The sequence below is a fragment of the uncultured Brevundimonas sp. genome, assembly GCF_937870815.1.
In the GTDB taxonomy this organism is placed as follows: domain Bacteria; phylum Pseudomonadota; class Alphaproteobacteria; order Caulobacterales; family Caulobacteraceae; genus Brevundimonas.
In genome coordinates, this window is the sequence record NZ_CALMZS010000001.1 from 1 (window position 1) to 25,484 (window position 25,484).

General features: G+C 69.7%; 27 protein-coding genes and 1 pseudogene. 16 read left to right on the forward strand and 12 right to left on the reverse strand.

Features of this window, described 5'->3' with window-relative positions; translation table 11 throughout:
- The 5 genes from Q0588_RS00005 to Q0588_RS00025 form a co-directional block, all read left to right on the forward strand.
- Positions 1-105, forward strand: a 105-nt coding sequence (locus tag Q0588_RS00005; RefSeq protein ID WP_298742672.1) for a 4Fe-4S dicluster domain-containing protein, incomplete at its 5' end; no start/stop codon positions are given.
- A gap of 57 nt (positions 106-162) precedes the next feature.
- On the forward strand, positions 163-2,007 hold the full coding sequence (locus tag Q0588_RS00010; RefSeq protein WP_298742622.1) for a tetratricopeptide repeat protein: 1,845 nt from the start codon (positions 163-165) through the stop codon (positions 2,005-2,007).
- A 3-nt stretch (positions 2,008-2,010) separates the two neighbouring features.
- The gene (locus tag Q0588_RS00015) at positions 2,011-2,880 is read left to right on the forward strand and encodes a 4-(cytidine 5'-diphospho)-2-C-methyl-D-erythritol kinase (RefSeq protein ID WP_298742624.1); all 870 of its coding nucleotides are present in this window, start codon (positions 2,011-2,013) and stop codon (positions 2,878-2,880) included.
- A 210-nt stretch (positions 2,881-3,090) separates the two neighbouring features.
- A complete protein-coding gene (locus Q0588_RS00020; protein ID WP_298742626.1) occupies positions 3,091-3,666 on the forward strand; it encodes a fasciclin domain-containing protein in 576 nt (191 codons plus the stop codon).
- Positions 3,667-3,772: 106 nt separating this feature from the next.
- Positions 3,773-4,696, forward strand: a complete 924-nt coding sequence (locus Q0588_RS00025) for a hypothetical protein (RefSeq protein ID WP_298742628.1) — start codon at positions 3,773-3,775, stop codon at positions 4,694-4,696.
- 30 nt (positions 4,697-4,726) lie between these two features.
- On the opposite strand, the gene Q0588_RS00030 is transcribed toward Q0588_RS00025, so the two are convergent.
- Positions 4,727-5,464 carry a polysaccharide deacetylase family protein gene (locus Q0588_RS00030; protein ID WP_298742630.1) on the reverse strand — a complete coding sequence of 246 codons (738 nt, stop codon included), beginning with the start codon at positions 5,462-5,464 and terminating at the stop codon, positions 4,727-4,729.
- Positions 5,465-5,751: 287 nt separating this feature from the next.
- Between Q0588_RS00030 and Q0588_RS00035 the strand changes: the two genes are divergently transcribed.
- Genes Q0588_RS00035 through glyS form a run of 4 tightly spaced genes read left to right on the forward strand, consistent with a single transcriptional unit; the run spans position 5,752 to position 9,969 of the window.
- Positions 5,752-6,639 carry a glycine--tRNA ligase subunit alpha gene (locus tag Q0588_RS00035; RefSeq protein WP_298742631.1) on the forward strand — a complete coding sequence of 296 codons (888 nt, stop codon included), beginning with the start codon at positions 5,752-5,754 and terminating at the stop codon, positions 6,637-6,639.
- A complete protein-coding gene (locus Q0588_RS00040) occupies positions 6,636-7,040 on the forward strand; it encodes a hypothetical protein (RefSeq protein WP_298742633.1) in 405 nt (134 codons plus the stop codon). Before Q0588_RS00035 ends, Q0588_RS00040 begins: the two co-directional genes overlap by 4 nt.
- Positions 7,037-7,546 carry an endonuclease domain-containing protein gene (locus tag Q0588_RS00045; RefSeq protein ID WP_298742634.1) on the forward strand — a complete coding sequence of 170 codons (510 nt, stop codon included), beginning with the start codon at positions 7,037-7,039 and terminating at the stop codon, positions 7,544-7,546. Before Q0588_RS00040 ends, Q0588_RS00045 begins: the two co-directional genes overlap by 4 nt.
- Positions 7,546-9,969, forward strand: a complete 2,424-nt coding sequence (glyS, locus tag Q0588_RS00050) for a glycine--tRNA ligase subunit beta (protein ID WP_298742636.1) — start codon at positions 7,546-7,548, stop codon at positions 9,967-9,969. The genes Q0588_RS00045 and glyS overlap by 1 nt, the downstream gene beginning before the upstream one ends.
- A 1-nt stretch (position 9,970) precedes the next feature.
- On the opposite strand, the gene Q0588_RS00055 is transcribed toward glyS, so the two are convergent.
- The 6 genes from Q0588_RS00055 to Q0588_RS00080 all read right to left on the reverse strand — a co-directional run bounded on the left by Q0588_RS00055 (position 9,971) and on the right by Q0588_RS00080 (position 14,023).
- Entirely contained in the window at positions 9,971-10,975 is a 1,005-nt protein-coding gene (locus tag Q0588_RS00055; RefSeq protein WP_298742638.1) for a glycerophosphodiester phosphodiesterase family protein, read from the reverse strand.
- A gap of 34 nt (positions 10,976-11,009) precedes the next feature.
- Positions 11,010-11,813 (reverse strand): inositol monophosphatase family protein, encoded by an 804-nt coding sequence (locus Q0588_RS00060; RefSeq protein ID WP_298742640.1) that lies wholly within the window; start codon positions 11,811-11,813, stop codon positions 11,010-11,012.
- Between the two features lie 112 nt (positions 11,814-11,925).
- Positions 11,926-12,492 (reverse strand): elongation factor P, encoded by a 567-nt coding sequence (gene efp / locus Q0588_RS00065; RefSeq protein WP_298742642.1) that lies wholly within the window; start codon positions 12,490-12,492, stop codon positions 11,926-11,928.
- 118 nt (positions 12,493-12,610) lie between these two features.
- A complete protein-coding gene (locus Q0588_RS00070) occupies positions 12,611-13,141 on the reverse strand; it encodes a tryptophan-rich sensory protein (protein WP_298742644.1) in 531 nt (176 codons plus the stop codon).
- A 48-nt stretch (positions 13,142-13,189) separates the two neighbouring features.
- Positions 13,190-13,690 (reverse strand): bacterioferritin, encoded by a 501-nt coding sequence (gene bfr, locus Q0588_RS00075; protein WP_298742646.1) that lies wholly within the window; start codon positions 13,688-13,690, stop codon positions 13,190-13,192.
- A gap of 147 nt (positions 13,691-13,837) precedes the next feature.
- The gene (locus Q0588_RS00080) at positions 13,838-14,023 is read right to left on the reverse strand and encodes a (2Fe-2S)-binding protein (protein ID WP_298742647.1); all 186 of its coding nucleotides are present in this window, start codon (positions 14,021-14,023) and stop codon (positions 13,838-13,840) included.
- A 131-nt stretch (positions 14,024-14,154) separates the two neighbouring features.
- Between Q0588_RS00080 and thiE the strand changes: the two genes are divergently transcribed.
- From thiE to Q0588_RS00110, 6 genes are all read left to right on the forward strand, one after another.
- Entirely contained in the window at positions 14,155-14,814 is a 660-nt protein-coding gene (thiE, locus tag Q0588_RS00085) for a thiamine phosphate synthase (RefSeq protein ID WP_298742649.1), read from the forward strand.
- A 74-nt stretch (positions 14,815-14,888) separates the two neighbouring features.
- Entirely contained in the window at positions 14,889-16,577 is a 1,689-nt protein-coding gene (locus tag Q0588_RS00090) for a sensor histidine kinase (protein ID WP_298742651.1), read from the forward strand.
- Positions 16,578-16,689: 112 nt separating this feature from the next.
- Entirely contained in the window at positions 16,690-18,084 is a 1,395-nt protein-coding gene (locus Q0588_RS00095; RefSeq protein ID WP_298742653.1) for a cytochrome ubiquinol oxidase subunit I, read from the forward strand.
- Positions 18,081-19,106: a cytochrome d ubiquinol oxidase subunit II gene (cydB, locus tag Q0588_RS00100; RefSeq protein ID WP_298742655.1), complete on the forward strand. Its 1,026-nt coding sequence runs from the start codon at positions 18,081-18,083 to the stop codon at positions 19,104-19,106. Before Q0588_RS00095 ends, cydB begins: the two co-directional genes overlap by 4 nt.
- Before the next feature lie 160 nt (positions 19,107-19,266).
- Positions 19,267-20,016: a hypothetical protein gene (locus tag Q0588_RS00105; protein WP_298742657.1), complete on the forward strand. Its 750-nt coding sequence runs from the start codon at positions 19,267-19,269 to the stop codon at positions 20,014-20,016.
- Positions 20,017-20,106: 90 nt separating this feature from the next.
- Positions 20,107-21,052 (forward strand): IS630 family transposase gene (locus Q0588_RS00110; protein WP_298742659.1). Its coding sequence is split into 2 segments (ribosomal slippage): positions 20,107-20,445 and positions 20,447-21,052, totalling 945 coding nucleotides; the frame shifts between segments, so codons are not numbered across the junction.
- 316 nt (positions 21,053-21,368) lie between these two features.
- Here the strand turns inward: Q0588_RS00110 and Q0588_RS00115 are convergent.
- The 4 genes and pseudogenes from Q0588_RS00115 to Q0588_RS00130 form a co-directional block, all read right to left on the reverse strand.
- Positions 21,369-21,707, reverse strand: a complete 339-nt coding sequence (locus Q0588_RS00115) for a VOC family protein (protein ID WP_298742661.1) — start codon at positions 21,705-21,707, stop codon at positions 21,369-21,371.
- A 60-nt stretch (positions 21,708-21,767) separates the two neighbouring features.
- Complete coding sequence (gene mnmA / locus Q0588_RS00120) at positions 21,768-22,970, reverse strand: tRNA 2-thiouridine(34) synthase MnmA (RefSeq protein ID WP_298742663.1); 1,203 nt, start codon at positions 22,968-22,970, stop codon at positions 21,768-21,770.
- A gap of 115 nt (positions 22,971-23,085) precedes the next feature.
- The gene (locus Q0588_RS00125) at positions 23,086-23,376 is read right to left on the reverse strand and encodes a DUF1153 domain-containing protein (protein ID WP_298742665.1); all 291 of its coding nucleotides are present in this window, start codon (positions 23,374-23,376) and stop codon (positions 23,086-23,088) included.
- Positions 23,377-23,539: 163 nt separating this feature from the next.
- Positions 23,540-24,658: pseudogene (locus Q0588_RS00130) on the reverse strand (flagellar hook-basal body complex protein); the annotation flags it as partial.
- Between the two features lie 31 nt (positions 24,659-24,689).
- Here Q0588_RS00130 and Q0588_RS00135 point away from each other — a divergent pair.
- Complete coding sequence (locus Q0588_RS00135) at positions 24,690-24,923, forward strand: hypothetical protein (protein WP_298742667.1); 234 nt, start codon at positions 24,690-24,692, stop codon at positions 24,921-24,923.
- Here the strand turns inward: Q0588_RS00135 and Q0588_RS00140 are convergent.
- Positions 24,915-25,382, reverse strand: a complete 468-nt coding sequence (locus Q0588_RS00140; RefSeq protein ID WP_298742669.1) for a hypothetical protein — start codon at positions 25,380-25,382, stop codon at positions 24,915-24,917. The genes Q0588_RS00135 and Q0588_RS00140 overlap by 9 nt on opposite strands.
- Positions 25,383-25,484 lie beyond the last annotated feature (102 nt).

The window sequence follows — 25,484 nt, forward strand, 5'->3', positions numbered from 1 at the left end:
CAGAACTGCGTCCACTGCAAAACCTGCGACATCAAGGACCCGTCCCAGAACATCGTCTGGACCACGCCCGAGGGCGGCGGCGGGCCCAACTATCCGAATATGTAGCGCCGCGGCGGGCGAGAGGCCTTGCCGAGGCCGCATAATCCGGTGAGGCTCCGCCGCATGCGTCCTATCTCCCTTCGTCTCCTCCTGTCAGGCTGCGCCCTGCTGGCCCTCGCCGACTCCGCCGCGGCCCAGGAGACGCCCGGCTCCGGGCCGCCGCCGCCCCTGTCCTCCGAACCGTCGCCGGAGCGGCCGCCGTTGATCGTCATCGAGCCCGACGAAGGGTCCGCGGTCGACCCTGCGGCACTGCCGGTCGAGCCGGCCGAACCGCCGATCCCCGAAGTCTGGTCCCCGGCGCCCTTCTCCCCCGACGGCCAGTCCGCCTACGGCCTCTACCTGTCCGGCCGGATCGCCAGCCTCAGGGGTCAGCAGGCGGCCGGCGCCGACCTGCTGGCCCGCAGCCAGTCGCTGACCCCGGAACAGCCGCGCCTCGGCGGCGAGGCCTTTCTGGCCAGCCTGTTTTCCGGGGATCTCGACGCCGTCGTCCGGCTCACGCCCTTCGTCGCCGACACCCCCCTGTTCGCCGGGGCCGGTCGGCTCGCGGGGGTGGTTCAGGCCCTGCGCGACGGCGACGGCGGCGCGGCCCTGACGCTGCTGCGGGCGGAGCCCCTGCCCGATCCGTACGGCCCCGTGTCGACCTATCTGCTGCCGGCCGTCGCCGCCGCGGCGGGCGACTGGGACACCGCCCTGCGCCCGGTGAACGCCCCCGCCCGGCAGACCGCCGGCCTGGTCCTGCGCGATCAGCGGGCCCAGCTTCTCGAGAGCCGCCGCCGCTTCGATGAGGCCGAGGCCGAATATGCGGCCCTGCTGGCGATTCCCGACGGCGCGCGTCTGTTCCGCGTCCACTACGGCGCCTTCCTCGAACGCCGGGGCCGGCGTGACGAGGCCCTGGCCGTCTACGCGGCGGCGCTGGCCGGCGACGCCCCCGATCCGCGCGCCCTCGCCGCCGGCCGCCGCATGCGGACCGGGGGCCGGCCTCCCGCCGCGCCCGACCTGCGCCAGATCACGTCCGACGCCCTGGCCTTCGCGGCCATCGAGACCAGCCAGGTCGACGTCCATGAACTGTCAGCCATCTACCTTCATTTCGCGGCCGCCCTTCATCCGGACGACACCCTGACCCTGCGCCTGGCCGAGAGCCTCGACGAGGCGAACTACAAGGCGGCCGCCCGGGACGCCTTCGCCCGGGTCGGCCCGTCCAATCCGATCGTCTACGCCAGCGCCCAGCTCGGGCTCGGCGTCAGCCTCGCCGAAGAGGAGCGTCACGACGAGGCGCTCGAGGCCTTCATCCGCGCCGACGTCGCCGCGTCCGACCAGATCGCCGTTTCACGGCTGCTGGCCAACCACTATTTCAACCTCGAGCGCTATGAGGAGGCGCTTGGCGTCCTGAACCGCCCCACCGTCAACACGGCGCAGCAGTCCGCCGACGTCCGCTTCGACCGCGGCCGCGTCCTCGAACGGCTCGGCCGCATCGAGGCGGCCGAGGCCGAGCTCTGGGCCGCCCTGCAGATGGCCCCTGACAACCCGGTCCTGCTGAACCACCTCGGCTATCTGTGGGTCGACAGCGGCCGCCGCGTCGAGCAGGGCGCCGAAATGATCGCCCGGGCCTTCGCGGCCGATCCGCGCAACGGCAACATCCAGGACTCGCTGGGTTGGGCCCAGTACCGGCGTGGACAATACGAGACCGCGGTCGAGACCCTCGAACAGGCGGTCGCCAAACAACCCGCCAACGCCGAGATCAATGACCACCTCGGCGACGCCTACTGGCAGGTCGGGCGCCGCCGCGAGGCCGGCTGGCAGTGGAGCCGCGTGCTGACGCTCGGGCCGGGTCCGGACCGCCGCGCCGAGGTCGAGCGGAAGCTCCTCGCCGGCCTGCCGGTCCCGTCCCTCGCCGGCAGCCAGCCCTGAGGCATGGCCGCGCGCACCGCCCTCGCCCCGGCCAAGGTCAACCTGTTCCTCCACGTCGGCCCGGCCGAGGCCGACGGCTATCATCCGCTCGCCAGTCTTGTGACCTTCGCCGATTTCGGCGACCGGGTGTCGGTCCGGCCGGCCGGGCGGCTGTCCCTCGCGATGGAGGGGCCGTTCGCCGGCGGGCTGGAGGAAGCCGGCGACAACCTGATCCTGAAGGCCCTGCGCGACCTCGGCCGGGTCGCCGGTATCGGTGATCCACCCCTGGCCGTGAACCTCGACAAGCGGCTGCCGGTCGCAGCCGGCCTGGGCGGCGGCTCGTCCGACGCCGGCGCCGCGCTCAGGCTCGCCCGGGACGCCCTCGGCCTCGACCTCGATGACGGCGCCCTCGCCGCCCTTGCCGCCGGCGTCGGCGCGGACGGGCCCATGTGTCTGCACGCCCGCCCGGCCTGGGCCGCCGGCCGGGGCGGGTCGTTGACCTTCGAGCCCCGCCTGCCGCCGCTGGCGGCCGTGCTGATCAATCCGGGCGTCGCCTCCCCGACCGGCGAGATCTACGGCGCCTATGACGCCGGACCCGTCCGGAGTGCGGACCGGCCGCCGCCGCCGCCGGCCTGGACGGCGGCCGCGGTGATCGGCTGGCTGGCCGGGCTCCGCAACGATCTGGAAGCGCCGGCGGTCCGGCGCGCCCCGCTCATCGCCGGCGCGCTCGAGGCCGCGGCGGGCCTTGCCGGCGCCCGGCTGGCGCGGATGTCCGGTTCGGGGGCCACCGTCTTCGCCCTGTTCGATACGCCCGGGGACGCGGCCGCCGGCGCCGCCCGAATCGCCGCCGACCGTCCCGGATGGTGGATCAGGCCGACCATTCTGGGCTCGTAGAGCCGTGTGAGCTTAATGGCGAAATACCGTCGGTATTGTGAAGTCGACCTCGAAACCGCCTTGAGATCAACACGGAATGCGGGATGTTTCGTCGCATCTTGCGTTGATATTGAACCCGGAGGGTTGTCACCACCCCGCAGGGTCGGCTTTCATCGACACGACCGCCGGTAATCTATCCTTGCGGTCTCCTGAAGAAAAAGAGGGATACTAATGATTCGCATCAAACTTCTCGCCGCCGCCGCCGCGGTTGCTCTGCTGGCCGCTCCGGCCGCCATCGCCCAGACCGCGCCCGCCGCCCCGGCCGCGCCCGTGGCCGCCAACACCGTCATCGACGTGCTGAAGGCGCAGGGCCAGTTCTCGACCCTGCTGCGCGCCCTCGACCAGGCCCAGTTGACCGAGATTCTCCAGACGCGCCCGGCCATCACCATCTTCGCGCCGACCGACGCGGCTTTCGCGGCCCTGCCGGAAGCCGAGCGCACCCGTCTGCTCGATCCGGCCAACGCCCAGGAGCTGCGCAACCTGATGCTCTACCATGTGCTTGTGGCCGAGCTGACCACCGACCAGATCAAGGGCGCGCGCGGCCCGATCGCCACCGCCGGCGGCGTCGAGATCAACATCGACGGCACCGCGGACGCCATCGCCGTCGGGACGGCGACGGTCACCCAGGCCGAGCTCGACGCCTCCAACGGCGGCGTCTTCGTCATCGACAGGGTGCTGGACCCGAACGCGGCCGCCCAGGGCGACGGCGAGGAAGCCGACGCCGGCGCGGCCCCGGTCTCGAACTGACCGGTTTGATGCCCTGAAACGCGAGGCGGCGGACTCCGGTTCGCCGCCGTTTCAGCCTGCCGGGCGCCTTAACAGTCGGCCAACCGCTGTTGTGTAGGCTGAAGTCATGGAAACGCTGACGCCCGCCCGGATAGCCGCCTTCGAGGCCGTGCTGGCGCGCGTGCCGCCCGGGGACCGCGCCCGCCTCCACGCGCTCAGGGACGCCGCCGCCGAGGCGGCCGCCGCCTCGGCGGCGCACTGGGATTTCGACCAGCCGGGCCACCGCGCCGAAGAGGCCCTGCGGGCCGCCTTCGGGCCCGCCCTGACCGACGACCACCGCCGCGCCCTCGTGGCCATCTGGGCGCTGGAGATGCCGGCGCGCGTCCCGGCCGCCGACCTGCCGCCGGCCGTGCTGGAGCTCTATCCGGAGTGGATCGGCCGCCTCGCCGACTTCCTCACCGCCGCGCCCGACCCCTACGATCGCGACTTCTGGGCCAAGGACGTGCGCATCTCCCTGGTCCTCAGCGTGCCCGGCGCCCGCACCCAGATGATCGACCTGTCGTCGCCGATGGGGCCCGGCCAGGTGCTGCGCCACGCCCGCGAGGGCTGGGGCTGGGCGGTGATCCCGGCCTATGCCGCCGCCCAGGCCTGGAAGCCGTGGCTGGAGGTCCATACCGAAAGCCGCGAACTGTCCGATTTCAACGAGGCCGGCTGGGACCGCGCCTGGGCCACCGCCGCCGAAATCCTCAAGGGTCGTCCTGGCATGGCCGGCATGCTCGGCTCGTCGTGGTTCTACGATCCGCCGCTGGAGCAGATCAGCCCGCGCCTCGCCTACCTGCGCCTCAACCCGCTGAAGCACGGCGCCTTCATGGTCCACCAGGGTCCGGGCGAGATCCACACCCAGCGCGCCGCGACCAGCTCCCCGACCCGCGCCGCCCTGATCGAAAAGGGCGAATACACGGCCCGCTCGTGGATCGTGGCCTGGCCGCGCGCCGCCCTGATCCGCTGGGCCGACGCGCGCAAGGCGGCCGGGATGAGCGAAGCCGCTTAGGCATCCTTCTCCCTCAAGGGGAGAAGGGATTCAACGGCGGACCACCTCCCACGCCGCCGCCAACGGCAGCACCTCCAGGCCGGCCGCCCTGGCCAGCCGCAGCGTCCGGTCCAGATCCTCCGGCGTGCAGCCGTAGTCCGTCGGCCGGTCCGACACGTCGTGCCCATAGGCCGTCAGCCAGCCGCGACGCTCCGCCGCCCCGGCCATCAGCCCTTCGAGGTCGTAGCCGGGCAGCCGCCGGCTCTCCAGCCCGATCGAGCGGATCAGGGCCCGGTCCTCGCGCCCGGCGTTGACCCCGTCGCGCACGCCCCGCGCCAGCTCGAACCGCCCGCGCACCACCCGCTTGGCCCCGACCGTCGCGTCCCCGAACGGCCAGGCGAAGGTCGTCATCCGATGGCCGTCCAGCCGCTCCGCCACCCAAGCGGCATTGGCGTCGAGGCTCAGCCGCAGCGCCTCGGCGTCCATCCTCAGGGCGCTGGTGTGGCCGAAGGTGTGGCATCCGACCTCGTGCCCGGCGGCGTGCAGCGCCTGCAGATGCTCCACCCGGTACTGGTCGCGGTCCATGTTCACCCCGCCCGCCAGTCCGCCGCAGACATAGTAGGTCGCCTTGACCCCGTGCTCCGCGAGGATCGGTCCCGCCTCGGTCCAGGCCGTCATCGGAAAGTCGTCGAAGCTCAGCGAGAACAGGCCCTTGACCGGCGCGATCTCGACCGCCTCCATCGCGAGATGCCGCGCCGCCCGCCGACGCATCTGGTCGATCTGCTTCATGGGACCAACCCCTACCGTCCTTGCCTTAAGACTCCCCTTCCCCTCGAGGGGAAGGGGGCGGGGGATGGGGTGGAGGCAGTCTGTCTCCGGCATTGGCGCGGGCGGCGTCGTCGACCGGTCGCCGGAGCCCTTCCGCGCTCCGCGAGGACCAACCCGCCTCCACCCGACCCAGCCCTCCCCCTCGAGGAGGGAGGGCTTCGAGCGTGGCCGTTCACAGGCGGGGCTTTCCCGCTCAAGCCTGTCCGTCTAGGGTCCGCCGCCTTCTCCCCGGGACGAAAACGCCGACCGTGACCACCGAACCGCTCGCCTTCCAGGACCTGATCCTGACCCTCCATAAATACTGGGGCGATCAGGGCTGCGCGATCCTCCAGCCCTATGACATCGAGGTCGGCGCCGGCACCCTGCACCCGGCCACCGTGCTGCGCGCCCTCGGCCCGCGCCCGTGGAAGGCCGCCTACGTCCAGCCCAGCCGCCGCCCCGGCGACGGCCGCTACGGCGAAAATCCCAATAGATTACAACACTATTACCAATATCAAGTGATTTTGAAACCGAACCCCGACGACCTGCAGGCCCTGTATCTGGGGTCGCTGGCGGCGATCGGCATCGATCCGAAACTGCACGACATCCGCTTCGTCGAGGACGACTGGGAGAACCCCACGGTCGGGGCCTGGGGTCTGGGCTGGGAGGTCTGGTGCGACGGCATGGAGGTGACCCAGTTCACCTATTTCCAGGGCGTCGGCGGCATCGAGGTCGACGTCGTTTCGGGCGAGCTGACCTACGGCCTCGAACGTCTGGCCATGTACGTCCAGGGCGTCGACAACGTCTATGATCTGAGGTTCACCAGGGAGGGCCTGACCTACGGCGAGGTCTTCCTCGAGAACGAGCGCCAGCAGTCCGAGGCCAATTTCCACGGCTACGACGTCGACGGCCTGAAGCGCCGTTTCGAGGACATGGTCGCCGAGGTCGAACGCTTCCTCGCCCTGAGGGGCCCGCAGGGCCAGGCCCTCGTCCTGCCCGCCTACGACCAGGTCCTCAAGGCCTCCCACCTGTTCAACCTGATGGACGCGCGGGGGGCCATCGCCGTGGCCGAACGCCAGAGCTACATCGGGCGGATCCGGGACCTGTGCAAGGCCTGCGCGCTGGCATGGGTCGAGCAGGAAAGGGCGCGCGCGTGAGCGACGGTCGCGTCGTCACTTTTCGGCCGAAAGCCCAGCCGGTGGCCGGCTCGGTGAGGTTTCCGAGCGACGCTCTCTGTCTGCCTTTCATCAAGGCCCACTACGGCCCCCAGTGGGCCTTCACCGCCGAGGCCCGGATCGATGGCGAGTCGGGGCCGGTCCCGGTTCACGCAAGCCTCGTTGCCGATATAGCGGACGAGCCCGAGTCCATGGGCTGGCTTGACCGGGGCGACGACGGATTCTCGGGCAAGTTCGTGGTCGGCGCCGATTGGGAAGACATCATCCGACAGGCGGCCTTCAGCTCCGCGCCGTGGGACATCGAGATTTCCTTTGCGACCGACCCGGAAGGCGAGCTTCTGCAGCTGACGCTTGGCATGTGGCGAAGGCAGGTCGAGGGATGACCGACGAGGCCGATCCCCCCATCGCCCCCTTCCCCCTTGATGGGGGAAGGGCCGGGGATGGGGGTGACACTCTCTCAGGCAAACCGCGCCATCTTGGCGGCGCCGTCGGTCGCGCGCGCCGTCTGCGCCGCGATATGACCTTTCCTGAAAAGGTCCTCTGGGCCGATCTCCGAAAACTGAAACTCAACATCCGGCGGCAGGCCCCGATCGGTCGCTTCGTCGTCGACTTCGTTCATCACGAGACCCGGCTTGTGATCGAGGTCGACGGCCCTCACCACGAAACTCCCGAAGCCAAGGCGTACGATGTTGCGCGAACGCAATGGCTGGACAGCCAAGGCTACCGGGTCCGGCGTTTCACCACCAAGGCCGTAACCGACGACCGTGAATCGGTACTGACCGATATCCGTTCGGCCATCACCTCACCTCCATCCCAACCCTTCCCCCATCAAGGGGGAAGGGCTCTCTGGCGGGCCCGCGATCAGTGGGTCCGGGACGATGAAGCCTGATGCCCCAGCTCCTCCTCGAACTGTTCTCCGAAGAAATCCCCGCGCGGATGCAGTCCGGCGCGGCGCGCGATCTGGAGCGCATGGCCGCCGAGCGGCTCAAGGCCGCCGGCCTGACCCATGACGCCCTGACCGCCTTCGCCGGCCCGCGCCGCCTGACCCTCGTCGTCGAGGGCCTGCCGTCGGCCACCCCGGACCGCGAGGAAGAGCTCAAGGGGCCGAAGACCTCCGCCCCCGAACAGGCCCTCGAAGGCTTCCTGCGCAAGACTGGCCTGGCCCGCGACCAGCTGGTCGAGCGCGACGGCGTCTGGTTCGCCGTGATCAGCCGGAAGGGCCGGGCGACCGCCGAGCTGATCCCCGAGATGGTCGACCAGATCGTGCGGAACTTCCCGTGGCCGAAGTCGATGCGCTGGGGCTCGGGCGCCCTGCGCTGGGTGCGGCCGCTGAAGCGGATCGTCGCCCTGTTCGACGGCCATGTGGTCCCGTTCGAGATCGACGGCGGCGCCTCAAGTAGCGAGGCGGTAGGCGACAAGATTGTCAGTGGCGACGTCACCGAGGGCCACCGCTTCCTCGGCTCCGGCCAGCCGTTCGCGGTCAGGGACTTCGCCGACTATCGTAAGAAGCTCGAAAGCGAATTCGTCCTTCTCGACGTCGCCGACCGCAGGCGGCGCATCCTCGAGGCGGCGCGCAGGGTCTGCGCCGACCGCGGCCTCGCCCTCGTCGACGACGACGGCCTGCTCGACGAGGTCGCCGGCCTGGCCGAATGGCCGACCCCCATCCTCGGCGACATGGACCCCCAGTTCCTCGACCTGCCGCCCGAGGTGGTCCGCCTGTCGATGAAGGTGCACCAGAAATATTTCGCCGTCCGCCATTCTCCCCCCGCCGGGGGGAGCACCGCCGAAGGCGGGGAGGGGGGCTCCTCCGCGCCGCGACTGGCCCCGCATTTCGTCGTCGTCGCCAATGTCGAGGCCTCCGACGGCGGCAAGGCCCTCGCGGCCGGCAACAGCCGCGTCCTCTCGGCCCGCCTGAACGACGCCCGCTTCTTCTGGGACGAGGACCTCAAGACCGGCTTCGACGCCTGGCTGAAGAAGCTGGAGGGCGTCACCTTCCACGCCAGGCTGGGGACCATGGCCGAGCGGGTCGAGCGCATCGCGGCCCTGGCCCGCGAGATCGCCCCGCTGGTCGGGGCCGATCCGGACCAGGCCGAACGGGCCGCCCGCCTCGCCAAGGCCGACCTCGCCTCCGCCATGGTCGGGGAATTCCCCGAGCTGCAGGGGGTGATGGGGGGGTATTACGTCACGGAACTCCTCTCCAAAGAGCCCTTCCCCCTTGATGGGGGAAGGGTTGGGACGGGGGTGAAGCCAGTCGGAGCAGATGGCGCGGTCGAGACCTCTTCCGCCGCCGCTGTCACCCCCAACCCCGGCCCTTCCCCCATCAAGGGGGAAGGGAGCTATCGCGACGCCGTCGCCGCCGCCGTCCGCGACCACTACAGGCCCCAGGGCCCGGCGGACACCGTGCCGACCGCGCCTCTGACGGTGGCGGTGGCCCTGGCCGACAAGCTCGACACCCTCGTCGGCTTCTTCGCCATCGACGAAAAGCCGACAGGGTCGAAGGATCCGTTCGCGCTGCGGCGGGCGGCGCTGGGGGTGATCCGGCTGGTGCTGGAGAACGAGTTGAGGCTCGCAATGACCGTGCCCTTGGCGCGCCAGACCGCTCGGGTTTTGCTCAGCGTGGGAGATGCTCTCGACCAGCAAACTTTCACCGGCGTGGCGGCGGAGCTCTTCGACCCGAAGATTACCGCTGGCTTGGACGCTCTACGCGGCGCCAAGGAACGCTTCGTCGAACTAAGATCGATTCTGCAACGTACCCTCAGCCAATCTGCTGGAATATGGGACGGAGCGGACATTAACGTTGTCCTCGCCTTCTTCGCCGACCGCCTGAAGGTCCTCCTCCGCGACCAGGGCCGGCGCCACGATCTGGTCGACGCCGTCTTCGCCCTCGGCGACGACGACCTCGTCCGCATCGTCCGCCGGGTCGAGGCGCTGGACGCCTTCCTCGCCAGCGACGACGGGGCCAATCTGCTGGCCGGCTACAGGCGCGCCTCGAACATCCTCAAGGCCGAGGAGAAGAAGGGTCCGCTGCCCGCCGGGGAGCCCGTCGCCCTGACCGGCGCCCCGGCCGAGGAAGCCGCGCTGATCGCCGCCGCCGCCGCCGCCGCGACCGCCGTGGACACGGCCCTGCAGGCCGAGGACTTCGCCGCCGCCATGCGCGCCCTCGCCGCCCTGCGCGCCCCGGTCGACGCCTTCTTCACGGCCGTGATGGTCAATTCGGACGTGGCCGAGGAACGCGACAACCGTCTGAAACTGCTCGGCCAGGTCCGCGCCGTCATGGGCCGGGTCGCGGACTTCGGGCAGATCGCGGGCTAGCTCAGCGGGCCAGCCCCGGCTGGTCCACAAACGCCGCGTCCAGCCCGTGGCCGGCGAACCGCGCCAGCCGCTCGCGCAGCCGCCCATGCCCCGCCGGCGCGTCGCCCTCGCGGTCGATGTCCGGCAGGAAGGCGTTCTCGGCCCGGAAGGTCCAGCCGGCCACCTTCAGTCCCGCCGCATGGGCGTCGGCGATCAGGGGCGAGGCCTCGCCCGGCCGGGTCTCGATCAGGGCCGTGTCGGCGCCGATCCAGTCCGCATACGCCGCCACCGCCGCCAGTCCGTCCGGCGTGGTCATCGCCGCATAGGTCAGGTCCGGCCGGTCCGCGGGGCCGCCGGCCGCCGCCACCAGCTGCAGCAGGGGCGCATCGATCCGCGCCCGCAGCCGCCGCAGCGTCCCGATCTCGAAACACTGGACCAGCACCGCCGCCTCCGCCCCGGTCAGACCCCGCCGCTCCAGCGCCGCGACGAAGGCGTCCTCCATCGGCAGGCCCGCCGCGGCGAAGTACGACGGATGTTTCAACTCCGGCGTCACCCCGATCCGCCGCCCCGTCCGCGCCGAGCCCTCGCGCGCGATCTCCAGCACCTCGTCGAAGGTCAGGACCGGCTCCCGCCCGTCAAGGGCGGCGTTCGCCGGCCGCAGGTCCGGCAGCCGCTCCCGCGCCCGCAGGGTCTTGAGCTCGGCGAGGGTGAAGTCCTCGGTGAACCAGCCCTCGACGGTCCGGCCGTCGACGGCCTTCACGGCGCGGCGGTCGGCGAACTCCGGCCGGTCCGCCACATCGGTGGTCCCGCCGATCTCGTTCTCGTGCCGGACCACCAGCACGCCGTCGCGGGTCATGACCAGATCGGGCTCGATGAAATCGGCGCCCTGGTCAATGGCCAGTTCATAGGCCGCGCGGGTGTGTTCGGGCCGTTCGCCCGAGGCGCCGCGATGGGCGATGACCAGCGGGTGGGCGAGGGCGGGGGCGGCCGCGAACAGGGTCATGGCCGCAAGGATGATCCGGATCATGGCCCAGCGGTAGAGTCCCGACGTGACAGGCGTATTACCCGCGCAGGACCTTGCGCAGCTGCGGATGCAGGTCGCTGTTCGCCGCCAGGATCTGGCCGCCCGTCATCGGGTCGCCGTCCTCGTCGATGGTGGTGACGATGCCCCCCGCCTCGGTGACGAACAGGATCCCCGCCGCCACGTCCCACGGCTGCAGGTTGCGCTCATAATAGGCGTCGTACCGGCCGGCCGCGACCCAGGCGAAGTCCAGCGCCGCCGAGCCGAGGCGGCGGATGCCGGCGACGCGCTGGCCGATGGCGTGGATGTCCTTGATGGCCTGGGCATGGCCGGTCTTGCCGATGAAGGGCAGGCCGGTGGCGATCAGGCTTTCCGACAGGTCGCGCCGCCCGGCGACCCTGATCCGGCTGTCGTTCAGATAGCAGCCCTTGCCCTTCTCGGCCCAGAACAGCTCGTTCATCACCGGATTGTAGGTGACGCCGGCGACGATCTCCGAAGACCCGTCCGGCGCGGTGCGTTGCAGGCCCACGGTGATGGCGAAATGGGGCATGGCGTGCATGAAGTTGGTGGTGCCGTCGATCGGATCGACGATCCACAGGTGGGACTTGTCGGTCCCCTCGATCAGGCCGCGCTCCTCGCCGAGGAAGCCGTAGCCGGGGCGGGCCTTCATCAGCAGTTCGTACAGCGCATCCTCGGCCTTGATGTCGGCGGCGGTGACGAAGTCGCCGGGACCCTTGCGCGACACCTGCAACTGGGCCACCTCGCCGAAGTCGCGCAGCATCGGCCGGGCGGTCTTGCGCACCGCGTCGATCATCACGGAAACGAGGGCGGAGGCGAGGGCCATGATGGTAGGTTCTGGGTTCTGGGTTCTAGGGACTAGGGGCTAGGGAAGAATACAGGGCGGGCAGTTCATATGGCCCTAGAACCTAGTCCCTAGAACCTAAAACCTCCCGGCCCTATTCCGCCCGACGAACGTACTCCCCCGTCGTGGTGTCGACGACGATCTTCTCGCCGACGCCCATATAGGGCGGGATCATGATGCGCACGCCGTTGTCGGCGATGGCCGGCTTGTAGGACGACGAGGCGGTCTGGCCCTTCACGGTCGGCTCGGTCTCGACCACTTCCAGCGTCACCTGGTCCGGTAGCGACAGGCCGATCGGGCGCTCTTCGTGGCTCTCGATGACCACCTTCATGCCCTCCTGCAGATAGGGGATGCGCTCCTCGCCGACCCAGTCCTTCTGCAGCTCGATCTGCTCATAGGTCTCGTCATTCATGAACACCAGGGTGTCGCCGCCGTCATAGAGGTACGAATAGTCCCGCTGCTCCAGGGTGACGCGCTCGACCTTGTCTTCCGACCGGAAGCGCTCGTTCAGCTTGTTGCCGGTCTCGAGGTTCTTGGCCTCGACGTTGGCGAAGGCGCCGCCCTTGCCCGGCTTGACGTGGCTGGCCTTGGTGACGACCCACAGGCCGCCGTTGACCTGCAGGACCATGCCGGGCTTGATGGTGTTGCCGTTGATCTTCATCGGTGTCTCGGAAGGGATGGGCGCAGGCCTGCGACGGCGCGCGAACGGGCGCAGTCCCTAGAGGAAGCCGCGTCATCCGGCAATCCTCCCCCGAGCGCAGCGTGGGGGAGGAATGCCTTCAGTGCACCGTCGCCTGCTCCTCGACCCGGTTGGCCACAAGGGTGCGACCGCCGATCGGCGAGGCCAGCTTGCCGGCCCGGGCGTCGATCTTGCGGGCTTCGTGGGCGAAGGCCGCGGCCAGCCCGGCCGACGACATGGCCGCCGCGATCTGCATCGCCCGGCCGGCCGGGCGCAGGGCGATCCACACCGCGTTCAGCGCCTGCGCCGCCGCCCACAGGGTCATGGCCACGGTCCGCTCGCGCGCCGGCGGGGCGTTCCAGACCCGCACCGCCGACAGGGTGGTGACCGAGAACACCGCCGGCAGGATCAGGCTCAGCGGCCCGCGTGGCCGCTCGGTCACGGGTGCGTGTCCGTCGCCCGGCCGGTCGCGCGTCGGCCCCAGCGCCCGCGTGGCGAACACCGTCGCCGCCAGCGCGAACCCCACCGTCAGCCCGAGGCCCAGCAGCACATGGCCCGGCCGGCGTCCTTCGGCGTTGAGGAATTCGGCCGCGGCGTCGCGCGCGTCGTCCAGGGCGTCTTCGAGGCTCATGCCGGGCTCCCTCCGTGGCGTCGGGACCGGAATGGGCGGGGCGGGAGGCTAGTTCCCGGTCGCGCTCCGGTCCGGGGCGATCTCGGTCATCGCCGACTGCAGGTAGTTCTGCTCGCCCAGCTGTTCGATCAGCCTGTGCTGGGCCTCGAGGAAGTCGATGTGTTCCTCGGTGTCGGCGAGGATCTCGGTCAGGATCTGGCGGCTGATGAAGTCCGAGGCCGCCTCGCACTGGGCGATGCCGGCCAGCAGGGTGTCGCGCCCGCCCAGCTCCAGCTGCAGGTCGGAGCCGAGGCATTCGACCGCGCTCTCGCCGATCTTCAGCTTGTGCAGGTCCTGCAGGTTGGGCAGGGCGTCGAGGAACAGCACCCGCTTGATCAGCTTGTCGGCGTGCTTCATTTCGCCGATCGATTCCTCGTAGATGACGTTGCCGAGGTGTTTCAGCCCCCAGCTCTCGAACATCCGGGCGTGCAGGAAATACTGGTTGACCGCCGTCAGCTCGTTGGTCAGCACCGCATTCAGGGTGCGGATGATCGCGGGGTCGCCCTTCATCGTCGTCTTTCCCTCGGCGGGGCGGGCGTCGGCCTGACCCCCTGAATCACTCGCCGCTGTCGTGCGACGATAACACGGCAGGCGGACAAGCGTTCACTTGCGAACACTTCTCAGTCTGTTGAAAATGCGAATAAAAATCGCCCGCAGCTATTCCGCGGCGAGGGCGAAGGCCTGGCGGTTCTGCTGGATCATCTCGCGCATCTCGCAGACGCATTTGGCGCACTGGGGCGCGCACCGGTGGCGCACGAAAACGTCGCGCGGCCGCGCCGCGCCCGCCTCGATGGCCGAGGCGACGTCACGCTTGCGAAGGCCGTTGCAGTTGCAGACGTACAAGGGGCGAACCCGCGAGAGATTGCGAATGGTTCTCTATAACAGGCAGGGGGCGGCGAATGCAAGTCGTTCGCACCCCAGTCCTGGGCCGGGCCGGGATTGACGCACGGCTCCCGCCGCCGCACTTGCGCGGCATGGCCAGAGAATCCGTCGTGACGCCGCGCCCGCCCTGCCGGCTCTACCTGATCACCCCGCCGGCGATCCCCGACCTCGCGGCCTTCGCGGGCGAGCTGGAGGCGGCGCTCGCCGCCGGCGACGTGGCGGCCCTGCAAATCCGCCTGAAGCCGGCCGACGACGCCGCCATCCTCGCCGCCGTCGAGGCGCTCGCCCCCGTGGCCCGGGCCCGCGGCGTCGCGGTGCTGCTCAACGACCGGCCCGACCTGGCCCGACGGTCGGGATGCGACGGCGTCCACATCGGCCAGTCGGATGCGTCGCTGGCCGAGGCGCGGCGAATCCTGGGGGCGGAGGCCATGATCGGGGTGACCTGCCACGACAGCCGCGAGCTGGCCATGGACGCGGCCGAGGCCGGTGCCGACTATGTGGCCTTCGGCGCCTTCTACCCGACCGCGACCAAGGAGACGGCGCATCGCGCCGATCCGGAAATCCTGGCCATCTGGCAGGAGACCATCGAAATTCCCTGCGTCGCCATCGGCGGGATCACCCTCGCCAATGCGGCGGAGATCGCCCGGGCGGGCGCGGACTTCGTCGCCGTCAGCGCCGCGGTCTGGAGCCATCCCGACGGCGCCGCCGCGGCGGTCCGCCAATTCAACCGGGTGCTGGCCGAAGCCGCCTGACTTTCAGGGGATATTAGGAAGCCGGGGTTAAGCCGGTCCGAGGTCAAGGCCGCTTACCCGGACACCCCATGCTCATGAGCCGCGCGCTCGATCCGCCCGCCCCGGAGGCCCCCGTCGAGGCCGCGGCCCCGCGCGCCGCGCCGCCGGTCGCGGCCAATGGCGCCGTCGCCTTCTTCCGCGAGCCGCTCGCCCCGATCTTCACCGCGGTGGGGGTGCTGGTTCTGGTCGTGCTGGCCCTCAATTTCGCGCGCACCGCCGGCCTTGTCGCCGCGCTGTGGGGCGCCGGCGGCGTCGCCGTCGCGGTCTGGCTCAGGAACGCCCGCGGGCCGCTGTACGACCTCTGCTTCGGCGGTCTGCTGGCCACCGGCATCGCCGCCGGCGAGCTGCTGGCGGGCAACGACTATCAGCTGACCCTGTTGTTCACCGCCGCCAACATGATCGAGATCAGCGCGGCCGTCATGCTGGCGCGCCGGTTCGCCCCGACGCTCAACCTGGCCACGGTCGACGGGACCAGCCGCTTCCTGCTCAGCGCCGCAATCATGGCGCCGCTTCCCGCCGCCGCCCTCACGGCCGGCGCCCTGTATCTGATCGACGGCGCCGATCCGCTCGACAGCTTCCAGACCTGGTGGTTCGGCCACGCCCTCGGCATCGCCGTGATCGGCAGTTTCGGGCTCTCGCTGACGCGACGCCACCTGGACATGCTGCGTCAGCCGGTCCGGGCGGTCGAGGCCGCCGTGCTGCTGGCCCTGCTGGGCTTCGTCTGCGCGGCGGTGTTTTTCCACTCCCGGGTGCAGATCGGCTTCGTCGTCATACCGGTGCTGATCCTGTTCGCGGTGCGGTTCCGGGTGCTCGGCGTCTCCACGGCGCTGGTGGTCGTCACCGTCGCCGCCGTCAGCGGAGCCATGCTCGGCCGCGGTCCCTTCGTCTCATCCGGCCCGGAGCTGGCCGACCAGGCCTTGCTGGCGCAGCTGAAGGTGCTGTTCGGCTGCATACCGATCCTGCTCGTCGCCTCGCTGCTCGAGGAGCGCGACCGGCTGTCCGACCGCGCCAAGGCCGGCCAGCTGCGCGCCGAGCGCGCCTCGGAGGCCAAGTCGCGCCTGCTCGCCAACGTCGCCCACGAGATCAAGAGCCCGGTCGGCGGCGTCATCGGCATCGGCGAGCTGTGGAAGACCGGGCAGTTGGGCCCCATCACCCCGACCCAGGCCGAAATGGCCGAGATGCTGGTCAAGACGGCCCGCCAGGTGGAGGCCCTCGCGCACGATCTGCTGGACGTAGCCCGCGCCGAGTCGGGGGCGGTCAAGGTCGAGCTGCGGCCCACCGATGTGCCGGGGGTCCTCGAGGACGTTCGCCGCGCCACCGCCCTTCGGCCGGAAGCCGCCGGCGTCCGCCTGCATGTCGTCAGCGAGGGCGACGGGCTCGTGGCCCTGGCGGACTCCCAGCGGCTGACCCAGGTGATCGCCAATCTCGCCTCCAACGCGGTCAAATACGGCGGCGCCGGGGGCCACGTCGTGTTCCGGGCGTCGAAGGTGTACGACGGGGTCCGCATCGAGGTGATCGACCGCGGTCCCGGCCTCTCGCCCGAGAAGCAGGCCCAGCTGTTCGAGCCGTTCAACCGTCTCGGCCTCGAGCGCTCGACGGTCGAGGGTCACGGCATCGGCCTGGCCCTCGCCAAGCGGCTGGTCGAGCTGCAGGGCGGGACCATAGGCGTCGTCTCCACCCCGGGCGAAGGCGCCGCCTTCTGGGTCGAACTCCCCGCCGCCTGAGAACCCCGCCCGGGCTGCGGCGTTCCGTCCCGCGACGGAAGGCGCATCGACGCCCGTCCCGGCCGGGGAGTATAGTCGACACCGGCCCGGAAACCGGGCGGAGGAGGTGGTCGTGGAATTCGACGCGCTGCTGCTGTCACGATTGCAGTTCGCCTTCACCATCGCCTTCCACATCCTGTTTCCGGCCTTCACGATCGGCCTGGCGGCCTTTCTCGCCGTGCTCGAGGGCCTGTGGCTCGCGACGCGGCGCGACGTGTTCAAGACCCTCTACCTGTTCTGGGTGAAGGTCTTCGCCATCAGCTTCGGCATGGGCGTCGTCTCCGGCATCGTGCTCAGCTACCAGTTCGGCACCAACTGGTCCGAATTCATCCGGCTGACCGGCGGCGTCATCGGGCCGTTGCTGGCCTATGAGGTGCTGACCGCCTTCTTCCTCGAGGCGTCCTTCCTCGGCGTCATGCTGTTCGGATGGAAGAAGGTCGGCGCGCGCCTGCACTTTCTGGCCACCGTCCTGGTCGCGGTCGGCACCACCATCTCGGCGTTCTGGATCCTGTCGGCCAACAGCTGGATGCAGACGCCGCAGGGCTTCGACGTCCTGCCGGACGGGCGGTTCGTCGCCACCAGCTTCATGGAGGTGATCTTCAACCCCAGCTTCCCCTCGCGCCTCGTCCACATGCTGATGGCCGCCTTCCTGACCACCTCGCTGGTGGTCGGCGCCGCCTCCGCCTGGCAGTTGCTGCGCAATCGCGCGCAACCGGAAAGCCGCGTCGGCCTGGGCATGGCGGTCGGCTTGCTGGCGGTGGTCGCCCCGCTGCAACTGCTGGCGGGTCACGAATCTGGCCTGGTCGCCAAGGAGCATCAACCGCAGAAACTGGCGGCCATGGAGGGCTATTGGGAGACCCGAGCCGATCATCCGTTGATCCTGTTCGCCATCCCTGACCGCGCCACCCGGTCCAACCATTTCGAATTCGGCGTGCCCGGGGCCGGCATCCTCGTCGCGGCGCCGGGCGAGGTGGTCACCGGGCTGGACGCCGTCCCGCCTGAGGATCAGCCGCCGGTCTTCCTGGTGTTCTGGAGCTTCCGCGTCATGGTCGGGCTGGGCCTGCTGATGATCGGCCTGGGCCTGTGGGGCGCATGGCTGGCCTGGCGCCGGCGGCTCGCCGACAACCGCCTGTTCCTGCGCTCGGCCGTGGCCATGGGGCCGGCGGGGTTCGTCGCCGTCATCGCCGGCTGGATCGTCACCGAGGTCGGGCGCCAGCCGTGGGTGGTCCAGGGCGTGCTGCGCACCGCCGACGCCGTCTCGCCGGTGGCGGCCGGGTCGGTCGCGGCCTCGCTGCTGATCTATGTCACCGTCTACGCCATCGTCTTCGCCGCGGGGGCGATCTACATCCTGCGGCTGCTCGACGAAGGGCCGTCGCCCGGACAGGTTGAGCCCCCGCCCGAAGGTCCGCGCGCGCCGGGCGTCCCGCTCGCCGCCGCGCCCGACGAAGCGCCGGGAGACCCCCGATGACCCCTGATCTTCCTCTCATCTGGGCCGGGCTGATCGCCGTGGCGGTGCTGCTCTACGTGCTGCTCGACGGCTTCGACCTCGGCGTCGGCATCCTCTTCCCGTTTTCGCGCTCGCAGCAGGACCGCGACGTGATGATGAACACCATCGCCCCTGTCTGGGACGGCAATGAAACCTGGCTGGTGCTGGGCGGCGGCGGTCTGCTGGCGGCCTTTCCGACGGCCTATTCGATCCTCATGCCGGCCTTCTACCTGCCGGTGGTCCTGATGCTGGCCGGTCTGATCCTGCGCGGCGTGGCCTTCGAATTCCGCTTCCGGGGGCGGCGCCGGGGCCGGCCGTTCTGGACGGCCATGTTCGCCTTCGGCTCGATTCTCGCGGCCTTCGCCCAGGGTCTCGTCCTCGGCGGCTTCATCCAGGGCGTCGATGTCGCCGACAGCCGTTTCGCGGGCGGAACCTTCGACTGGTTCACCCCCTACACCCTGCTGGTCGCGGCGGGCCTGGTCTGCGGCTACGCCCTGCTCGGCGCGGCCTGGCTGATGTGGAAGACCACCGACGCCCTGCACGGCGACGCCCGCCGCTGGGCCGTGATCTCGGGGGTGCTGACCGCCCTGTTCCTGCTCGGGGTCAGCCTGTCGACCCTGGTGGTTCACCCGCTCGTCGCCGAACGCTGGGGCTGGACCGGGGCGGGGCTGGACCTGGCCCGCTTCCTGCCGCTCAGCGCCATACCGCTGCTGGGGCTGACCGGGCTCGCCGTGGTCGCCGTCGGCGTCGCCCGGGCCTCGCACGTCTGGCCGTTCGTCGGCGCCGTGCTGGTGTTCCTGTCCGGATACGCCGGGCTGGCCATGGGCTTCTTCCCCTATGTCGCTCCCTATGCGGTGGACTTCCGCCAGGCCGCCGCCCCGGACAATGCGCTAAGCCTGATGCTGGTCGGCACGGCGGTCATCCTGCCGCTGATCCTGGCCTATACCGGCTGGGTCTACTGGGTGTTCCGCGGCAAGGTCACGCCGGAGGCCGGCTATCATTAGGGTCGAGCCGCCGCCGGGCCCCGAGGACCCGCCGCGGCCCTTGTGGAAGCGTCTCGCCTGGTTCGCCGGCCTGGCCGTCGCCGCCTCGGCCGTCACCGCCGCCGTGGCCTATGCGCTCAGGGCCTTGCCGTTCATGGTCTGAGGCGCGACAGTCCGTCCCATGATCACCGTCGCAACCGCCGCCGCCGCCCTGCTCGTCGCCGCGCCTTCGCAGGCCGCGCCGCAAAGCCCGCCGCAGACGCCGCCGGGCCCCGACATCACCAGCAGTCTCAACAGCGGCCCGCCGCGCCCGGCGACCTACCTCGCGCCGGAGCCGGTCACCCCCACCCCCACCCCCGCCGCCACGCCGGCGCCGGCTGCCGTCGCCGCGCCTGCGGCCGCCCCGGTTCCGGCCCGCCCTGTCACGCCGCCGCCTCCGACCGCGGCGGCGTCGACGCATCCGGTTCCACCGGCGCCCGCGCCTTCGCTCCCGGCTCCGACGCCCGCTCCGGCCCCCGCCCCCGCCGCCGAAGCGCCGCCCCCGCCGCCGTCGGTTCCGGCCGTGACCGTGCTGGACGCCGCCGCCCGGGCCGCCCTGCCGTTCACCGTCGACCTGCCGCCGGGCTTCGAGATCGTCACCGGCCGCCCCGGCCCCGATTTCCGCATCTACACCATCCGCCGCGGCGGCCGCTCGTTCGCCATGATCTACGCCGGCCCCGCCTCGCAGTTTCCCATCTACAGCGGCGAGGTGCTCCAGGCGGCGGGCCGCGCCTCCGTGGTCTCGACCGAGGACGGCGTCCGCCGCGCCCGGGAACACCTGTTCCAGAGGGAGGGCGCGACGCCGCGCGAAATCCACGTCTGGACCATGAGCCTCGAAGGCGCCGACCGCGCCCTGGCCGAACGGATCGCCCAGTCGGTGGACGCGCGCTAGAGCGGGATCACATTGTTCTGAATCGGATGGGGATTCCGTCGTTGGGCGAATTCTGATTCGCTGTGTCTGCCGGATGGGAGGCTGGCAGGCATGACCCGACCCTTGTCGATGGATATCCGTGAACGGGCGATGGCTCGGCTTGCTGCGGGTGAAAGCATGCGGTCCGCGGCCGCCGCCCTTCAGGTCGCCGTGTCGTCGGTGGTGAAGTGGTCGCAGCGCCAGCGAACGACGGGCAGCGTGGCTCCGGCCAGGATGGGCGGCAATCGCCGACCTGTGCTGGGAGCCGATGACAAGACCTATATCCGTTCCCGCGTGGCGGCCGAGGCCCACGTCACGCTGCGCGGGCTCCAGGCGGAGCTGGCCGAGCGGGGGACCCGGGCCAGCTATGGCGCGATCCGGAATTTCGTCCACGCCGAGGGGCTGAGCTATAAAAAAAACATCCGTCGCCGATGAACGGTCGCGTCCCGACGTGGCGCGGCGTCGCAAGCGATGGAAGGCGTTGCAGGCCGGCCTCGATCCGGACCGGCTGGTGTTCATCGATGAGACCTGGGTGAAGACCAACATGGCTCCGCTGCGGGGCTGGAGCCGTCGCGGTCAACGCCTGCCCGGCTACGCTCCGCATGGCCACTGGAAGACCTCCACCTTCCTCGCCGCCCTCAGAAAGGACGGCGTCACCGCGCCCTTCGTCTTCCCCGGACCGATCAACGGCGCGATCTTCCGCCTCTACGTCGAACAGGTGCTCGTGCCCACGCTGAGGCCCGGCGACATCGTGGTCATGGACAACCTGGGCAGCCACAAGGGCAAGGCCGTCCGCGCCATGATCCGCGCCGCCGGGGCCAGGCTGTGGTTCCTGCCGCCCTACAGCCCAGACCTCAACCCCATCGAACAGGTCTTCTCAAAGCTCAAACACCTGCTGCGAAAGGCCCGGGAACGCTCGCGAGAGCGAACCTGGAACCGCATCGGTCAGTTGCTCACCCTGTTCCCGCCCGACGAATGCAAGAACTACATCGTCAACGCCGGCTACGCTTCCGCCTAAAATGATCCCGCTCTAACGGCATTCGATTGGCCGGAGAGCTCAGGCGGTCCTTGTTCAACTGATCCGGGCGTTACAATCGAAGCAGGGCCCGAAGAAAGAGCAAACTGGCCAAGCTTCCCCCACTCCCGGGCTCGAGACCCTGGACGAAGGGTTGTGTCTCCGGGCGCTGCACATCGGGCGCTACGACGGTGAGGGACGCTTCGCTTTCAGACCAGCGCGCCGGGTGACGGCGAGATTTGCGCGGGAGTTTCGAGCGCCGTCACCCTCATCAGCCTGCAGAACAGGCTGCGGCCGCTGCAGTTCCTGGTGGGCTGTTTCAGCTCTCGGACCAGACGGCTAGCTCGTTGCCGGCCGGATCGCGGAAGTGAAACCGGCGTCCGCCGGGGAAGGCGAAGATCGGCCGCACGACGGCGCCGCCCGCCGACTCGATCCTGGCCTGCATGCCCTCCAGGTCGTGTGCGTAGAGCACCGGCAGGGGCATGCGCGTGGCTTCCGCCTGCGCATCGAAGCCGCCGTCCAGCCCTTCGTCGAAAGCCGCGTACCCGGGGCCGTAGTCGATGAACTTCCAACCGAAGGCCGAGCCGTAGAAGGTCTTGGTCGCGGGCAGGTCGCCGCCCGGCAATTCAAGATAGTCCAGCTTGCCGTCGTCCCGCATGGCGGCGCTCCTCTCCGGTTGCGGCCCGCAATTGGCGGGCAAGGTGCCAAAATATCGCTCTCAGGCGGAGACGGCCAGTGTCGTCCTGATGAAGCCGCCGCCCAGCAGCCGGTCGGGATCGGTCGTATCATAGAGGGCGCAGGCCTGGCCGGGGGCCACGCCTTCCTCGCCCGCGTCGAACGTCACCGACACCGCGCCCTCGACCAGGCCCAGGCGGGCCGGCGACGGCGGCCGGGTCGAGCGGACGCGCGCCAGCACGCGCGCCCCGGCTTCGGCGGCGGCCGCGATCGACGGTTCGTCGCCCAGCCAATTGGTCTCGTCCAGCGTCAGCGCCGAGGTCAGCAGGGCCTCCCGCGGGCCGACGATCACGCGCCGCCTGGCGGGATCGAGCCTGGTCACGAACAGCGGCTCGCCCACGGCGACGTTGAGCCCCCGGCGCTGGCCGATCGTATAGTCGGTGATGCCCGAGTGCGAGCCGAGCACCCGACCGTCCATGTGCACGATCTGTCCCGGCTCGCGGCCCTGCGGGCGCAGCTTGTCGATCAGCGAACGGTAGTCGCCGTTCGGCACGAAACAGATGTCCTGGCTGTCCGGCTTGGCGGCGATGCGCAGGCCCAGTTCGGCGGCCACCCCGCGCACCTGGGGCTTCTCCAGGTCGGCGAGAGGGAAGCGCAGGAAGTCGAGCTGTTCCGCCGTGGTGGCGAACAGGAAATAGGACTGGTCGCGCGAGGGATCGACCGCCTTGCGCATCTGCGGGCGGGCGTCGACCACGGCGCGTCGCACATAGTGGCCGGTGGCCATGGCCTCGGCGCCCAGGTCGCGGGCGACGTCGAGCAGGTCGCGGAATTTGACCGTCTGGTTGCAGCGGATGCACGGCACCGGCGTCTGACCGGCCAGGTAGCTGTCGGCGAACTGGTCGATGACGGCGTCGCGGAAGCGGCTTTCATAGTCCAGCACATAGTGGGGGATGCCCAGCGTCTCGGCCGCCAGTCGGGCGTCGTGAATGTCCTGGCCGGCGCAGCAGGCGCCCTTCTTCTTCAGCGCGGCGCCGTGGTCGTAGAGCTGCAGCGTAACGCCGACCACGTCATAGCCGGCCTTGTGCAGCAGGGCGGCGACCACGGTGGAGTCGACCCCGCCGGACATGGCGGCCACGATCCGGGCGCCGGCGGGCAGGCCGACCGCGGCGCGCGCAGCCTCGATCGCCGCATCCATGTCGGGGCGGGCGATGGTCGGAACCGGGCAGATGTCCTCGGCTAGGGTCATGGCGCGCTATCTAGCGACAAAGCCGCGCGATTTCGAGGCCGGCGGAAATCGGTCCGGAAACGACAACGGCCGCCCCCGTCGCCGGAAGCGGCCGTCGTCTCTTCGGGGAGTGAATCTAGCTGCCGCGGCCGTAGTGCTGGATGCGGGTGGTGCGCAGGCCCTGCATGCCCCATTTGTCGATGGCCTTCTGCCAGGCCAGGAATTCCTCGGCGGTCAGGCGGTACCGGGCCAGGGCGTCGTCCAGGCTGATCAGTCCGCCGCGGACGGCGGCCACGACCTCGGCCTTGCGGCGGATCACCCACCGGTCGGTATTGGCCGGCGGAAGGTCGTGCAGGGTCAGGGGCGTGCCCGTCGGGCCGACCACATACTGTTCGCCTTCATCATTAAGGCGTCGCTCTTGCAACATGGGCTTATGCCTCATTGACCACCATCACCAGGTTCGAACCGTAGCGGTCGGCGGCTAAGGGCCGTTTAAGCGTCGTGGTGAAGGAAAACCTAAAATGCCCTCCGTCCACTGGCTCAATATTCAACAAACGTTCCATTGAGGTTTACGGCCCCTTACTCGCAGATCAGCGTTTGATGCTGATGAGCTCGGCCAGCATCTCGTCCGCCGTGGTGATGATCTTGGATGAGGCCGAATAGGCGCGCTGGGTGGTGATCAGGCCGGTGAACTCAGCCGACAGATCGACCGTGGACGCCTCCAGCTGGGACGATCCGATCGTTCCCGCCCCGCCGGTGCCGGCGGCCTTCAGGTTGTAGGTGCCGGAACCCTGGCTGACCCGGAAGGCGTTGCCGGTGGACTCCAGGAGCGCATCGGGGCTGGGGAAGGTCGCCAGGGCGATCTGCGCGATGCGGCGCGTGACGCCGTTGTCGAAGATGGCGGTCACATAGCCGGTGTCGTCGATCTTGACCTCGGACAGGTTGCCGAAGGCGGTGCCGTTGGTCAGCACGGCCTGGACGACAGAGGCGCTGTCGTACTGGGTCAGGCCGCCGGCCGAGGCCGACAGGTCGAAGGTGAGCGCCTGGTCGTCGATCCCGAGGCCCGCGGCCCAGTTGAAGGCGCCGGCGGCCGGGGCGGCGCTGTCGGAAGAGCCGAAGGTGAGGGTGGCGGCGGCGGGGTCGGGGAACAGGGCGGCGGCTCCCATGGCCTGCATGGCCGCGATGTCGAGCCTTCCGTCCTGGGTGAAGGCGACGAGGCCGGTCTTGAGCTGGCCGTTGGTGAGGCCGGCCCCGGTAATGACGTCCGAGGCCGGTACAGCCCGGATCTCGGCGTACCACTGGTTCGGAATGGTGCTCTTCAGGAAGGCCAGGGCGACGGTGCGCTGGCCGCCCTTGGAGTCGGAAACCGGAATGGTCAGCTCGAAATCCGGCTTCACGCCGTCGCCGGTTTCGGGGTCCCACATGGCCATGGAATTGGTGGCGGGGTCGTAGGCGTTGGCGCCGACGGGAACGGCCGCGGCGTCCGCGGCCTCGGCGGAAACGGCCTGGCTGGACTTGACGTTGGCGTTCAGCTGCACCCGGGTGGTCGGCTCGGCCGTGCCGCCCACCTGGCCGACATTGATGGTGCGCAGCCGGTTCAGGTCGGACGGATCGGCGTTGATGTTGCCGTCGGAATCGACCGGCCAGCCCTGAAGATAGAGGCCGGCGGTGTTCTTCAGATAGCCCAGGTTGTCGACCCGGAAGGCGCCGCCCCCGCCGCACACGCCGCCCGCCCCAAGCGTGCAGGAGAAACAAGCCGACGGGGATCGCAAAGTTGCACGCCTCGAAATTTCTCCGCGCGATGTGACGATTCACACCGGCGAAAAAGTCGTTTTTGCAGCGCTGGCTTATGACAAGGATGGACAGATGGTGTCCGGCGTGAAATTCACCTGGGATGGTTCGGATGAAGAGAAGAAGCGCAAAATGAGTGTATCTCCGCGAGGTGTGTTTTCTTCGGGTAGGAGATCACCATGATGTACCGTTTAAGTCGCGCCCTGCATCACGGTGGCCCAGAAGCCCTCCCATTGTTGCGAGAGCTTGATGGCTCGTAATTGCAGTAGGAGTGCCCCTGAATCCCGTTTCCAACGCATCCCGCTGCGACAAAACCGGGCGTTGATCAGTAAGTAGTTGATTTCGCGCGTCACGGCGGCGCGCACCGCGGTGCTCAAGGCCAGCTTTTTCCGGTACCGACACAGCGACCGGAGTACCCCTGTCACCACGCCAAACTCCTCCAAGAGTTGGCCCCCGCCACTCTTCATAATAGGTCTGCGCTTGCGCCCCACTCCCAAAGAGCAACACGGCCACGACGTGCAAATGCGTACTTGCGTGATGCTCCAGCACAACGAACCAATATTGCGTGCGCCGGGCAACGTGCCCTTTCGGCTCGGTGGTTTGCTTGAAATCCCGTTTGTGTTGATACGTGTCCAGTTCCATCTTGTCCTCTCTTCAAAAAAAGATGCTGGATGCTAGGAAACTTACATCCAGCATCTAGCATCCAGCATCTTTATAGATTCATCTTTTGCAGGACTTTTTTGA